The 12,660-nt window shown below is 69.0% G+C and carries 8 protein-coding genes and 2 pseudogenes; 7 read left to right on the top strand and 3 right to left on the bottom strand.

The window, feature by feature from the left end; all coding sequences use genetic code 11:
• Positions 1 to 166 precede the first annotated feature (166 nt).
• Positions 167 to 2,893, top strand: coding sequence for an AAA family ATPase (locus tag ACIQKA_RS18710; RefSeq protein WP_402541581.1), 2,727 nt, complete (start codon positions 167 to 169; stop codon positions 2,891 to 2,893).
• A gap of 121 nt (positions 2,894 to 3,014) precedes the next feature.
• Here the strand turns inward: ACIQKA_RS18710 and ACIQKA_RS18705 are convergent, their stop codons facing one another.
• Positions 3,015 to 3,461 carry an Lrp/AsnC family transcriptional regulator gene (locus ACIQKA_RS18705; RefSeq protein WP_402541579.1) on the bottom strand — a complete coding sequence of 149 codons (447 nt, stop codon included), beginning with the start codon at positions 3,459 to 3,461 and terminating at the stop codon, positions 3,015 to 3,017.
• 1,211 nt (positions 3,462 to 4,672) lie between these two features.
• On the opposite strand from ACIQKA_RS18705, the gene ACIQKA_RS18700 reads away from it, so the two are divergent.
• The gene (locus tag ACIQKA_RS18700) at positions 4,673 to 4,888 is read left to right on the top strand and encodes a hypothetical protein (protein WP_402541577.1); all 216 of its coding nucleotides are present in this window, start codon (positions 4,673 to 4,675) and stop codon (positions 4,886 to 4,888) included.
• Between the two features lie 186 nt (positions 4,889 to 5,074).
• Here ACIQKA_RS18700 and ACIQKA_RS18695 read toward each other — a convergent pair whose 3' ends face one another.
• Positions 5,075 to 5,230 (bottom strand): hypothetical protein, encoded by a 156-nt coding sequence (locus tag ACIQKA_RS18695; RefSeq protein WP_402541575.1) that lies wholly within the window; start codon positions 5,228 to 5,230, stop codon positions 5,075 to 5,077.
• Positions 5,231 to 6,005: 775 nt separating this feature from the next.
• On the opposite strand from ACIQKA_RS18695, the gene ACIQKA_RS18690 reads away from it, so the two are divergent.
• The 3 genes from ACIQKA_RS18690 to ACIQKA_RS18680 all read left to right on the top strand — a co-directional run bounded on the left by ACIQKA_RS18690 (position 6,006) and on the right by ACIQKA_RS18680 (position 8,705).
• Positions 6,006 to 6,389 (top strand): hypothetical protein, encoded by a 384-nt coding sequence (locus tag ACIQKA_RS18690; RefSeq protein ID WP_402541573.1) that lies wholly within the window; start codon positions 6,006 to 6,008, stop codon positions 6,387 to 6,389.
• Positions 6,390 to 6,516: 127 nt separating this feature from the next.
• Complete coding sequence (locus ACIQKA_RS18685) at positions 6,517 to 8,379, top strand: DNA/RNA helicase domain-containing protein (protein ID WP_402541571.1); 1,863 nt, start codon at positions 6,517 to 6,519, stop codon at positions 8,377 to 8,379.
• Between the two features lie 197 nt (positions 8,380 to 8,576).
• The gene (locus ACIQKA_RS18680; protein WP_402541569.1) at positions 8,577 to 8,705 is read left to right on the top strand and encodes a DUF6408 family protein; all 129 of its coding nucleotides are present in this window, start codon (positions 8,577 to 8,579) and stop codon (positions 8,703 to 8,705) included.
• Positions 8,706 to 8,757: 52 nt separating this feature from the next.
• On the opposite strand, the gene ACIQKA_RS18675 is transcribed toward ACIQKA_RS18680, so the two are convergent.
• Positions 8,758 to 10,869 carry a DUF2075 domain-containing protein gene (locus tag ACIQKA_RS18675; protein WP_402541645.1) on the bottom strand — a complete coding sequence of 704 codons (2,112 nt, stop codon included), beginning with the start codon at positions 10,867 to 10,869 and terminating at the stop codon, positions 8,758 to 8,760.
• A 322-nt stretch (positions 10,870 to 11,191) separates the two neighbouring features.
• On the opposite strand from ACIQKA_RS18675, the pseudogene ACIQKA_RS18670 reads away from it, so the two are divergent.
• Positions 11,192 to 11,689, top strand: a pseudogene (locus ACIQKA_RS18670) (NERD domain-containing protein); the annotation flags it as partial.
• Between the two features lie 2 nt (positions 11,690 to 11,691).
• Positions 11,692 to 12,654: pseudogene (locus ACIQKA_RS18665) on the top strand (ATP-dependent helicase); the annotation flags it as partial.
• Positions 12,655 to 12,660 lie beyond the last annotated feature (6 nt).

The raw sequence follows: 12,660 nt of genomic DNA, 5'->3' as shown, positions 1-12,660 counted from the left end.
GCCGGGCCTTGTCGGGGATGTGCCGCAGAACGTCATCTGGGGTGCGGGGGGCGTTCGGCAGCGGTTGGCTCGGCTGTGGCCATGAGGCTAGGGACGCGGGGCCCGGCCGACATCGGGGCAATCCCTTGACCTGGACGGCGAGGGCCGGCGGGCGCACCATGGCCCGATGCCAGACTCCGAGATGTGGATGCGCGCGTCCCACGAGGCCGGTCCCGTGCTGCCGGTGGTGCCGGAAGTCGTGGACGGCACCCGCCGGGTCGTCCTGTTCGGGCCGCCCGGAAGCGGCAAGACCACCGCGGCCGGGGCTCTGGGGCGACGGCTGGGCCTTCCCGTCGTGCGGCTGGCCCCGGGCCCACAGGACAACGGGATCCCGTACACCGGGTTGCTCGAACTCGCGCTGGCGCTCCAGGCGCTTCCTCCCGCCCGGGAGCTGACGGCGGAACTCGACGAGGCCGCCGACCGGCCGGGCTCCCCGGACGACGCCGGTGCGGCCTTGCGGCTGCGCCGGCAGACCGCCGCGCTGCTGCGGGAGGCACCACCCGTGACGCTGGTGGTGGACAACGCCCAGTGGCTGGACCCGGCCAGCGCGGCCGTCCTGGGCTGGGCACTGCGAATGACCCCGGACCTCCCCGTCATCGCGGCCGAGCGCACCTGGCGCCCGGGGCCTGCGGGCCACTGGTGCGGGGAGGACGCCCACGCGGTCCGCATTCCGCCCCTCACGGCCCCTCAGGTCGCGGCCCTCCTGTCCCCGTACCGGCTCGCCCCCCGTGAGGTCACGCGCATCCACACCCACAGCGGAGGAAATCCCGCACTGGCCCTGGCGCTCGCCCAGGCCCGAAGCAGCACCGCCGCCGTGCCGGCCTCCGAGGACGATCCACTCCTTCCTCCCCCTGGCCGCCAGTTGCTGGACGAATGGCTGGGCACGGTGCCGGAGGAGGTCCGGGAACTGCTGACGTTCGCCGCACTCGACGACCGGCCCGACCTCGACCTGCTGAGTCGTCTCGCCGGCCCTGCGGCCGAAAGCCTCCTGGCCGAGGCCGAGGCGGCCGGACTCGTCGACCTCGAACAGCCCGACCGGACGGTGCGGTTCACCGCCTCCGCGATCGGCACCGAAATCGCGGCCCGGCTGCCGGGCCACGCACGCAGGCTCCTGCACGCCCGCCTGGCCGAGGCCAGCCACGACAGCGTCCGCCGCGACCGGCACGCCGTGCTGGCGGCCGACGCCGCCGACCCGCGGTCGGCCCGCCACGCCGCCCGCGCCGCCGCACGCGCCCGGCTGCGCGGCGACCACGCGCTCGCGGCCGAGCTTTCCCTCCTCGCCGCCCAGCGCACCCCGCACGACGACAGCGACCTGCTCGCCGAACGGGCCCTGACCGCCGTACGCGACGCCGCCCACTACGGCGACCTCCCCCGCGGCCGGGCCGCCGCCCGCCTCATCGTGGGCCACGACACCACTCCGGCCCAGCGCGTCGACGCCCTCGTCGCCCTGATCGACGCCAGCGGCCAGCACCTGCACAGCGCGGACGAACTGTTCGCCGCCGCGCTCCACGCGGCGGCCGGACGATCCGACCTCACCGCGCGGATCCTCATCCGCCAGTCCATCTGGGCCAACGTCAACGAGGGCGACCCCCATCGGGCGTGCTCCCTGGCCGACCGGGCCACCGCCCTCGCCGAGACCGCCGGCGACACCACCACCGCCGCCATGGCCCTCACGATGCAGGCCCGTCTTCAACGCGTCCTCGGCCACCCCGGCGCCGGGACCACGCTCAGCCGTGCCCTGTCCCTGCCACGCACCGCCTCCATGCCGGTCAACGGCACACCTCAGCACCTCGCCGCCCGGCACGCCCTCTTCGACGACCACCCCGAAGAGGCCCGCGCCGCGCTGCTCCCCCTGCTCGTCGAAGCCGAGCGGACGGGAGACGCCGAGGCGACCGTGGACATCCTGCGCAGCCTCGCCGAAGCCGAACTCCGCGCCGGACGGTGCACCAGAGCACTCGACCACGCCCGCCGCGCCCAGGCGCTGACCGACGGGACCGCCCTGTCACCCTCACCGGCGTGCTACACCTCCGCCCTCGTCGAGGGCACCGCCGGGCGCACCGACCTCGCCCTCGTCCACGCACGCCGGGGAGCCGCCACCGCCCGGCAGGAGGACAACAAGGTCTTCCTCTCCCGCAACCTCTTCGCCCTCGGCCACCTCCTCCTGGCCACCGGCCGCCCCAAAGAGGCTCTGGAGGCCCTGGAGGAGGTCCGCGCACTGGAGGAGCTCCAACAGGTCCACGACCCCTCCGTCCTGCGCTGGCACCCCGAACTCGCCGAGACCCTCATCGCCCTCGGGCGCCTCGACCGGGCACAGAGCCTCCTGGACGACACCCGCCGCACCGCGACCGACCTCGGCAGGCACACGGTCCTCCCCCCGCTCGAACGCGCCCAGGCGCTCCTGGACGCCGCCCGCGGCGACTACGACACCGCGGCCCGGCGCCTCACCGAAGCGGCCGACCGCCTCCGCCACCTCCCCCTCGAACGCGGCAGGACCCTGCTGGCGCTCAGCCACACCGAACGGCGCGGGCGCCGCCGCGCCAGTGCCCGCACCGCCGCGCAAAGCGCCGCCGACCTCTTCACCGCCCACCAGGCACACCCGTGGGCCGAAACCGCCGCGCACACCCTCAGCCGATTGGAAGCAGTTCCCACGGACGACAACGCCCACCCCCGCCTCACCTCCGCCGAACGACGCTGCGCCGAACTCGCCGCCGCCGGAGTGAGCAACCGCGACATCGCCACCACCCTCACCGTCAGCGTCAAGACGGTCGAAGCGACCCTCACCCGCGTCTACCGGAAACTCGGCCTGCACTCTCGCGTCCAACTCGCGCACACCGTCACACCGGCACACGAGTGACCCGCCCGGACGGCTCCGGCAGCAGCCGGGTTCAGTCGTGTACCGGGCGACGACGTCGGGCCCGCACCACCGATCGGGCAGACGGACGGCCTCCGGGCGCCAGTACGACGTCGTCCCGGGGTTACGGGGTGCCGGCTCGCTCGGTCGGGCGGGTCCAGGTGTTCATGATGATGAAGGTCTTGGTGCCCTCCACCTTGCCGGTCCGGCGTACGGCGTTGATCACCTGCTGAAGATGCTTCACGTCCCGGACCCGGAGCCTGAGCAGGGCGTCGGAGGTGCCGGCGATGCTGTGGCTCTCCTCGATCTCCGGGATGCTCTGGGCGATGCCCTGGATCTCGTCACTGTCGGTCGCGCCGAGCAGGCGGATCTCGATGAACGCCTGAAGCATGCCCGCCCGGCTGTCCTCGATGACCGCGGTGTAGCCGCGGATCACACCCTCCCTCTCCATGCGCTCGATGCGGCGGGCGCACGGAGCCGCCGAGAGTCCCACAGCACGCGCGATCTCCGACACGGGCGCTCGCCCGTCCTTGCGGAGGATGTTCAGTATGTGGAGGTCGATCGCGTCCACGGCCAACTCCCCGAATCATGCGCGCCACGCACGAGTCGCGCGCCGAAAGCTCCCTTGCTCCTTGCAGGTCGAGTGAAACACGCTCGACCTGTGCGTGATGATGCCCGGCCTGTCGCCCGGGGACCGTCGCCCTGTCATCGTCGTGGTGTCCGGGTGATCCCCGGCAGGAGGCTCGCACCGGCCAACCCCTACGGCGCGGGCTCCGACCAGGTGGCAGGTGCGCGGGTATCCCCAGCACTCCGCGGCCGGCCCCACATCCTGGGGCCGGCCGGGTACCGAGCCAGGCCCACCAGCAGCGATCACCACGCGGGGCCCGTCCGTTCCGCTTCCCTGCGTCGCGGCGAGCTCGCTGTGGACCTGCGAGAGCCGGCCGAGGCCGTCCGCACGCACCCACGGTGTCAGCCCAGCCTTCGATCACCACATCGACGAGGACTTCGAGGATCTCGTGCTGTCGCGCGGTGGTGAGATCCCGCCCGCCCAGACATCCACTCCCACGCTCAAGGGCAATCCTAGGATCTCGGTCATTCGAGCGAATCGTTTCGAATCGCCAGCCGCAACCCAACGGACCTGGCAGCATGCCGCCGTTGCGGGCCGACTTGAGCCGAAGGTGGGTCATTGGAACGGCAGGTCAATGAGCGGCAGCTTTCGGCGCTGCAATGGGTGAGCGCTGGTTGCCCTGCTGGCGTGTGGAAGACGAACTCATGTAAAACCACGTGCCAGGCACTGCAGAATCGGGGGCTGGTCACGGTCTCCAGAAAGGGTGGCCAGTGGAGCGTCACCCTGACGAGCGCCGGCCGGAATTACCTGACGCACGGCACCTACCCTCTCCGCAAGTCTCGCCCGCGGAAGACTCGGGCAGCCCCCTCCCCCGCGACCCCCGCCCACCCAAGCGCAGAAAATCCCGGCCGCCAGGCGAAAAAGCCGCGCCCTTTCCCACAGCCGCGTTCTCGGAACAGCTGCTGCAAGAACTCGCGGAGGCGGGCGGCCGGATCGTGAAGAGCGGCAGCGGCCCGGAGCCGGGGAAGCGGCCCTCTCGCGTCGCTGCGGCGCGCAGATCCGGAAGGATCCCGAAGACGAAGGATTTGTACGGGGGTTGGTGCCGTGGCGGGTACGAGATCAAGCTCGTCGACATCCCCGCCTGGCATCTCGCGGCCCTTAAATCCGTCCCTGTCCCCTCGCGGCTCACGCGGCCGCACAGCGTGATGCGGGCCATGCAGAGCGAACCCCAGCCGCTGGGCCTGGCCAAGCCGGTCCAAGGTCGCGCCCTCAGGCTTGTCCAGGCGCTGATCACCGCGACCGAGAACGCAGGACACTCCAGTGCGGCAGGGCAGACCGGATCCGCTCCCCCGGCCCATCGCCGCCGCAGGGCGTCTCCCCACTTCACCATCACCGCACAGGACCAGACCGTGGAGTTCCCCGTCCTCTAGGAGCAGGACCGGACCGAGCACGTCGCCACCGAGAAGGAATTCGCCGAGGCCAAGAAGAACTCCTGGATCAGGATCCCCCGCTTCGACCACACCCCGTCCGAACGCCTCCGCTTCGTCCTCAACAGCGGCCAGCCACACCGGGCGAGCGAATGGTCCGACACCCCCGCACGCTCCCTCGAAGACCAGCTAGCCGAGATCGCGCAGGAGATCACCCTCCGCGGCGAAGCCACCGAACGCAAACGTCTCGACGAGATCGAAGCGGCCCGCCAGAAGCGCATCCGCTGGGAAGCCGCCATGGAAGAAGCACGCGTCCGGTACGCCGAGGCGTACCGCGTCAGGCACTTCGAAGCACAGGAAACGGCATGGCGCCATGCCATCCGACTGACGGAGTGCGTGAGCGCCGTACGCACCCGGGTCGAGGCCATGCCCCCAGGTCAGGCCAGGAGAGAAGCCGAAACGTGGATCGACTGGGCGGCAGCACGCGTGGAGCGCCTCGACCCGCTGAACACACCGCCCCGGCTGCCCGACATTCCCGCACCGCGAACCGACGATCTCAGGCCCTTTCTCGGGCACTGGAGCCCATACGGCCCCTGACTCAGCATAGGCTCGACCCCTACCTAGCCTCACGGAACGTCACTACCGAGAAGCGGATGGGGCAAAGGCCGCCAACAGCTCAGCAACCCGAGCCCCAGCCACCTCAAGGCGTCTAACACCAGACAGCTGAGGGCTCCACTCGGTGGTCGCCAAGCCCGCGTGACGACCCATCAGAATCCGCGCCGTCCGTGCGTCAAACGTGCGTCACGTGCGTCGAATACGCGTCGAGATATCGCGCCTAACGCACGTAACGCCCATCACGCACACTCGGAGAAACGCCAGATCAGCGGCCCTTTTTCAGCGGGCTCAAGGATCGCGACGCACTCGACATGACGGGTCATCGTTTACCCGTCACAGGGGTCGACCCAAGAAGATCTGCTGGTCAGGGGCGGTTTACCAACTCCCCGGACAACCTCGTCCGGGCCCTGAGCGTCATACGAGCGTCACGAGTCACCGCCGCTTCTCCGTGGCCGGCCGTGGCCCTCACCAGCAGCTGAACCTACTGCCGGACGAAGAGCCAACAGTGACCGTTCGCCAGGCCGCAGAGGCGGCATCCGCACTGCGCATGCTGGCGGAGACCGGGAGGGCGGCGGAAGCCGTCGGGGCTGGCAGGGTCCGCGATCAAGCGCTCGCCCGGGCGTACGGGAAGATCGACGGCTCGGACCGGATCACCGGCGATGTGGCGGCCGGGCTGGACGCAGCCCATCTCGAAGCATGCCTGGTAGCCCACCCCGCCCCGGCGCAGACCGCCGACTGGCTGGTGGATCAATTCCCGAGCGACCTGAGCCACGCCACGTACATTTCCCTGCCCGAATGCACGGACGCCCTGAAGGCAACGGGAGACGCAGGCGCGCGAGCGCGCCGCGGCAGCCCTGCGCGAGAACCCCCAAAGACTGCCGCAGCTTGATCACGCGCTGTCATAAGATGACAAGGACAATCTCAGCGGCCCGCCGGGCTTCCGCCCCACTTCACGTGGAATCGAAGGACATGCCCCCACCCGCACGAGCTACTCCGTGCTGCCTGGGGGCGATTTCTTGCTGTTCCGTGAGTCCGCGGCGTCCTTGGCCAACCGCACTCGCCTCGAGGGGCGGCTGGCGGAGCTGCTGAGCGAGAACTTCCTCCACAGGCACGGCCACAAGCCGCACGCTGCGGAGGTTCGCTCCTGGGAGCGGAGCATCCCTGCGCTCACCCACGTCCTGGTCGAGGCGGGTCTCGGTGAAGTCGAGATGCTGCTGGAGTACGGGCTGCCGCTGACGAGCAAGCGCGCGGACGTGATACTGGCCGGGGTGCATCCGGTTTCCGGCGAGCCGTCGTACGTCGTCGTGGAACTCAAACAGTGGACCGAAGCCCAACCAGTGGACGACGATCCGCTGCGGTGCAGCGTGCCCTCCTACCGCGAGCCGGTACTGAACCCCATCGAGCAGGTACGGGGCTACTGCGACTACCTCGTCTCGTTCAACGGGGCTCTCGAACAGAACCCCGGCTCCATCACGGGAGTGGCCTTCCTGCACAATGCAGCCGAGGCCAGGGTCGCCGGGCTGCGCGAGGTCGAAGAGGACCACCGCGGTCGCATGTACACCGCTGATCAGCGCGGTGCGTTCCTCGACTACCTGCGCTCGAGGCTGGCCGCCAAGCCGGGCGCTGCCGCCGCCGACGACCTCCTGCAGGGCAGGGTTCGACCGTCCAGGCAGCTGATGGCCGTGGCAGCCGACGAGGTCCGCGACCGGGAACAGTTCGTGCTGCTGGACGAGCAGCGGCTCGCCTACGAGACGGTGATGGCCGCAGTCCGCAAGGCCCACCGCTCCAACCGCAAGCAGGTGGTCGTTGTGACCGGCGGGCCCGGGTCCGGCAAGAGCGTGATCGCCCTGTCCGTGCTCGGTGACCTGTACCGGCGCGGTGTGTCTGCCCTCCACGCCACCGGCTCGCAGTCGTTCACGAAGACCATGCGCAAGGTCGCGGGCGCCCGCAAGCCCGAGGTCCAGCGCCTGTTCCGCTACTTCAACAGCTTCATGGAGGCCGAGCCCAACGACATCGACGTGCTCGTGTGCGACGAGGCACACCGGCTCCGCCGGACCTCCGCCAACCGCTACACCAAGGCCGCCTTGCGCACCGGACGCCCACAGGTGGCGGAGCTGATCGACGCGGCCCGGGTCCCGGTGTTCCTCCTCGACCAGCACCAGGTGGTGCGACCCGGCGAGATGGGCACCGTCGAGCAGATCAGGCGGGCCGCGGCAGAGCAGGAGGTGGACTTCACACTGGTGGAGCTGGACAGCCAGTTCCGGTGCGGAGGCAGCGACGCTTACTTGCTTTGGGTGACCAGTCTCCTGGGCCTGGAGAGTGAAGGACCGATCGCGTGGGAGCCCGACGGCAAGGTGCAGCTGCTGACGGTGGACAGCCCTCAGGAACTGGAGGACTTCCTCGGCGACAAGCGTGCCCAGGGGTACGGCGCCCGGCTTTCCGCCGGCTACTGCTGGAAGTGGACCACCAAGATCACTCCGGCGATGACGACGCTGCCCGCGGACGTGGTCATCGGCGACTGGTCGAAACCGTGGAACCTGTACGGGGACCGATCCCTGCTGGGCGCACCGCCAGCTCCGCTCTGGGCCACCGATCCCGCGGGCTTTGGCCAGGTCGGCTGTGTCTACACCGCCCAGGGCTTCGAGTACGACTGGTCGGGCGTGATCATGGGTCCGGATCTGGTCTGGCGGACAGACCGCTGGGTGGTCGACCGCACCGCCTCGAAGGACCCCTCCTTCACGAAGGCGACGCCTGACGAGGACATCGACCGCCTGATCCGCAACACGTACAAGGTGCTCCTGACCCGCGGCATGATCGGAACGGTCGTCTACTCGACGGACCCTGAAACCCGCGAGAAGCTCCGTTCGCTTATTCCCTGAGCCACGGCCATGGTCAGCGGATAGCATGATCCCGCTGCGCACCTTCCCGGAGGGTACGAGGCTGCGGTTCATGCAAGAGGCCGAACAGGCTTTCGGTAACGAATGGTTGTGCCCGTCGTGTGGCGACACACGGCGCGAGCGTGGCTGCCCGGTAGGGCGCCCCCTGCCATTCCGAACTCACAGCCTGGAGTGGCCGTATGAACCCCGTCGAGTGCAAGCCTGCGCGTCGTGAGCGGATTCGCGGAATCCTGATCGACATCGCTGCCGGAGCCGTCTCCAGTATTCTGGTGACGGCACTGACCGCGGTGGCAGACCTGTTCTTCTGAGCAGGTACGTGGCGGGCCCGGAGAGCCCGCCACCCCACAGCCCGATCCGCTGTCAGAACAGCCGGAGATCAGGGCCTGACGACTTCCTCCGCTTGTGCTTGCCTCTCCCGTTGGCGCGCGGCAGATGCGGTGTGCGAGCTTCCTTCGGAAGGTTGAACCAGGTGGGTCGAAGCCCATGGATCTCCACCTGGCCCACAAGCTTCTTCAGATACCTGCGGGTTTCCTCGTCCGTGGAGTACAGCACGGTCGCACGGCTCGCCCGGGTCAACAGCACGTGGTATGCCTGTCGGACCAGCCGCGCGAAGTCGTCGTCGGCCACACTCGACGCGCTGACCTTCGGATCCAGCGAACCCGGCACATCGACACGCTTGATGTCCGAATCCGGGCCTTCCTTCCGCTCCTTTCCGCGCTGGAACACCCACTGATCGCCACGGCGCACCATGTCATCGCCCATGATCACCCCGCACCAGTCCCATTCCAGGCCCTGCGCCGTGTAGACGCAGCCGATCTGGCCGAGGCCCTTGGGGTGGACGGACCAGATGTCCGACGGCGGCACCCCGCCCGCGCAATAGCTCTCGCTCTTCGCGTTCCACGGCCGGTGCCAGCCCCCGATACGGACATCGGCCTCCAGGCGCTTCTCCTCGCCCGCGGGCTCCGTCCAGGGCCAGCAGTACCCCGCCACCATGCGCGCGGACGCGCCGGCCCCGGCTTCCGTCAGGATGATCCGTTCGAGCTCCTCCGGGGTCTCCGCCACCTCGATGTGCATCAGCCCGTCCGGCCTCCAGGGCTCCGGCTTCTTGTCCGTCACGCCCAGGACTTCACGCACCCAGCTGATGTACGAGCCACTGCCACCACAGCGGTACTGCTCGCGCAGTCCGTATTCGAGCAGGTCAGCACCGCGGCGCACGGCCGCATCCCTGATCAACGCGACGGTTCCGACTTCCTTCGGACGCACGGACTGGCCTTCGTCCAGGAAGAACACCGTCAGGCGTGACGCATCGAGGAGCTCGTCCACCTGCGGTCCCCTCCCCCAGATCTCCCGCTGCTCCGGCGTCCAGAACCGGTTCGTCGAGCGATCCCTCAGTCGATGCGCCTCGTCGCAGATCAGCACGTCCACCGGGGGCACCGAGGTGTCCACGAAGTTGCTGAAGTAGGTGAACGTCTCCCTGAACTGCTTGTCCCCGTATCCGACGTGCTCCTGGATGGCCGCGTTGAAGGCCCTGCTCCCGCTGGCGTACTTCACGGTGCGCCCCTGCGCCTCGAGCTGCGCCTTGACCTGCAGGCCGATGGCGCTCTTGCCGGTGCCGGCACCACCTGTGACCAGGAAGATCACACGCCTCTCGTCGGGGATCAGAGCGGGATGCTCCGGGTCGGGCAGTACCTTGGCCGCCGCTTCGAGAATCTGGTCCGCGACCACCTTCTGGCGCCCGCGGAGGACGAAGACGGTGTCATCGCCTCGGGACCAGTTCATCGCATCGAGCAGCGGTGTGTTGCGCAGCCCCATGGTCTCCAACATCGTCACGGCCTCGGCCGCGCCGCCCTCGGCGTCGAAGCTCGCCCTGATGTCATCAAGGAACTGGGCCCGCCGATCAGCCGTGTACACGCGTGCGTACGCGCCCGTGGGCGCATCCACCCCGATCAGCGGACGCACCGATTCGTCCGTGGCGTTGTGCAGGTAGGCGAATCCCCCGCACTCGAATTCGGTGTTCCTGAAAGGGCCCCTGTCGCTCGTGAACGCCTCGTAGTACTCACGCAACTGCAGCGCGGGATGCTTCTTCGCCCCCATGCCCGACACGTGGACCCAGTCCGCGGTTGCCTGTTCGATCCTGGTCACCGTTGACCAGCGCTTCAATTCGACGATCTGCACGGAGGGCCGGTGCTCGTGCGGATGCCGGCCGACCAGCACGACATCGATGAGCCGGGGTTGCGGCCGGTCGGACTCGTCCATGGTGGCGGCGCACTCGACGACCATCTCCACGTTCCCGCGGTCGGCAGCGACCAGATCGTTCGCAAGACTGATCAGACTCTCCGCCCAGGCCGAGCGCTCCGTGAGTGAGGCGTCCGAGCCGCGGAAGTACCGCCAGCGCGCAGCGAGGTGCGGCACCATGTGGCGGCGAGCATGCAGGGTGAGCAGATCCTGCGCCGAAAGCTTCAGCAGGAGCATGGACACGATGTGGTTCCCCCAGGGCACGAGTAGCTCGTGCGGGTGGGGGCATGTCCTCGCGGGGAAGCCCGTCGGGCCGCAATCTGTTCGGTGATCTTAAAGAAGGCATCGGCTGCGGCGTGGCACCGCCCCGGCCCGCGGCCGGAACCACGGCCATGGTGGCCGGATCGCACGCGGCCACCGCCCGGCAGCTCCCTGCCCGCTTCGTCGCACTGCCCCGGGTGTCGCTGCCCGCCGTTAGGATCTCCCGAGGGCTTCCTCCCTACGCCGGATGGCCGAGCCGGTCAGCTCTCAGCGGGAAGCGACGAAGCTGGGGCCGCACATGCGGGGAGGCCGGTGGACCACGGTCGCCGAGTCCGAGTACGAACACCGCGGTTTGGAGTCCATCCGCGAGAAGCTGCCCGACGCGGATCCCTGGCGGGCCTGGTCGAACTTCACCTTCACCGGGAACACCGGACACGTCTGCGAGATCAATCCCCTCGTCGTCGCCCCCGGCGGCGTCTGCATGATCGAGCTCAAGAACTGGCACGGCTTCCTGACCAGCGAGAACGGCACCTGGGTCCAGACCACGCCCAACGGTCGCCGCGTCACTCACGGCAACCCCCTGCACTTGGTCAACAAGAAGGCCAAGGAGCTGGCGGGGCTGCTCGGCCAGAACGGCAAGCGCGTCTGGGTCGCCGAGCTTCACGGCCGACGACCTGCGCGTACGGCTTCCCGCCCACGGCGAGAACGGCGTCTACACGATCACCAAGCTGGTCGCGGTGCTGAACCAGCCCCGCGCGACGAGCGCCGGCGGATCACCGCTATCGACTCCCGTGAGACGAGGACACCCTGCTGCAAGCCGCCGCCCTGCTGCTCCTCTGGGGGCGCGGCTGGGTCGAACCGGTCACACCCCCTCCGGAGCCCCGACACCTCGTGGCGCAGCAGTTGCTCGCCGCCACGCTTCAGCAGCACCGCATCGGCGACCAGTGTGGCAAGGCATGTGAAACGGACTGGCTCCCTTCGACAGATCCGCTTCCCCCATCCTTCGCCACCTGGTGAACGAGGGGTTTCTCGATGGGGACGGCAGCATGCTCTTCGTCGGTCCCGAGGCGGAGCGCCGATTCGGCCGGCGTTACTTCACCGAGTTGGCTGCTTCGTTCACCGCACCCCCGCAGTTCACGGTGCTGTCCGGCCGTAACGAAATCGGGCAGACGGACCCTTCCGTGTTGACGGAGGAACGGCCGGGACCTCGTCGATTGCTGCTCGGCGGGCGCAGTTGGCAGGTGACGTTCATCGACTGGGGGCGCAAGCGGGCCTTCATCGAGCCAACTGATGGCGGCGGCGTCGCGAAATGGACGGGCGGGTCACTCGCCGGTCTCTCGCACGCTCTGACCCGCTCAATGCGCGACGTACTGCTCAGAGCAGACTCCTGGTTTCTCTCACTCGCCGGGCCCAGACGTGCCTGACCGAGTGGCGTGAGGAGGATGCGCCTCACATCGCCCATTCCGACGGCTCTCTGATCACTCGACTGGGGACGGACGTTCTTTGGTGGACGTGGGCCGGCTACCGGGCTAACGCGACGCTCGCCGCCACACTTCCGTCGATCAATGATCCCGTCCAAAGTCCGACCCGGTACACAGCCTGAAGTTCTCAGCAGCGCTACCTCACCGACTCGCGATGGCCACCGTTGCCGCACGACTGACGGACTTCGACGAAGCGCGCACGCCCCTTCAGGGCCAGTCCGTTTCCATACCGAATCCCTCAGTGCTGATCGCCGACCACTCATCGGGCGATGTGAACTGATATGCG

The sequence above is a fragment of the Streptomyces sp. NPDC092045 genome, assembly GCF_044756005.1.
Classification (GTDB): Bacteria; Actinomycetota; Actinomycetes; order Streptomycetales; family Streptomycetaceae; genus Streptomyces.
Note: the sequence above shows the minus strand (reverse complement) of the source record. Positions and strands in the feature narration are given on the sequence as shown.

Excerpts from the sequence above, each read along its gene's own strand:
- ACIQKA_RS18710 (WP_402541581.1), top strand. The coding sequence starts at position 167 with ATGCCAGACTCCGAGATGTGGATGCGCGCGTCCCACGAGGCCGGTCCC.
- ACIQKA_RS18700 (WP_402541577.1), top strand. The coding sequence starts at position 4,673 with ATGCAGAGCGAACCCCAGCCGCTGGGCCTGGCCAAGCCGGTCCAAGGT.
- ACIQKA_RS18680 (WP_402541569.1), top strand. The coding sequence starts at position 8,577 with ATGAACCCCGTCGAGTGCAAGCCTGCGCGTCGTGAGCGGATTCGCGGA.
- ACIQKA_RS18675 (WP_402541645.1), bottom strand. The coding sequence starts at position 10,869 with ATGCTCCTGCTGAAGCTTTCGGCGCAGGATCTGCTCACCCTGCATGCT.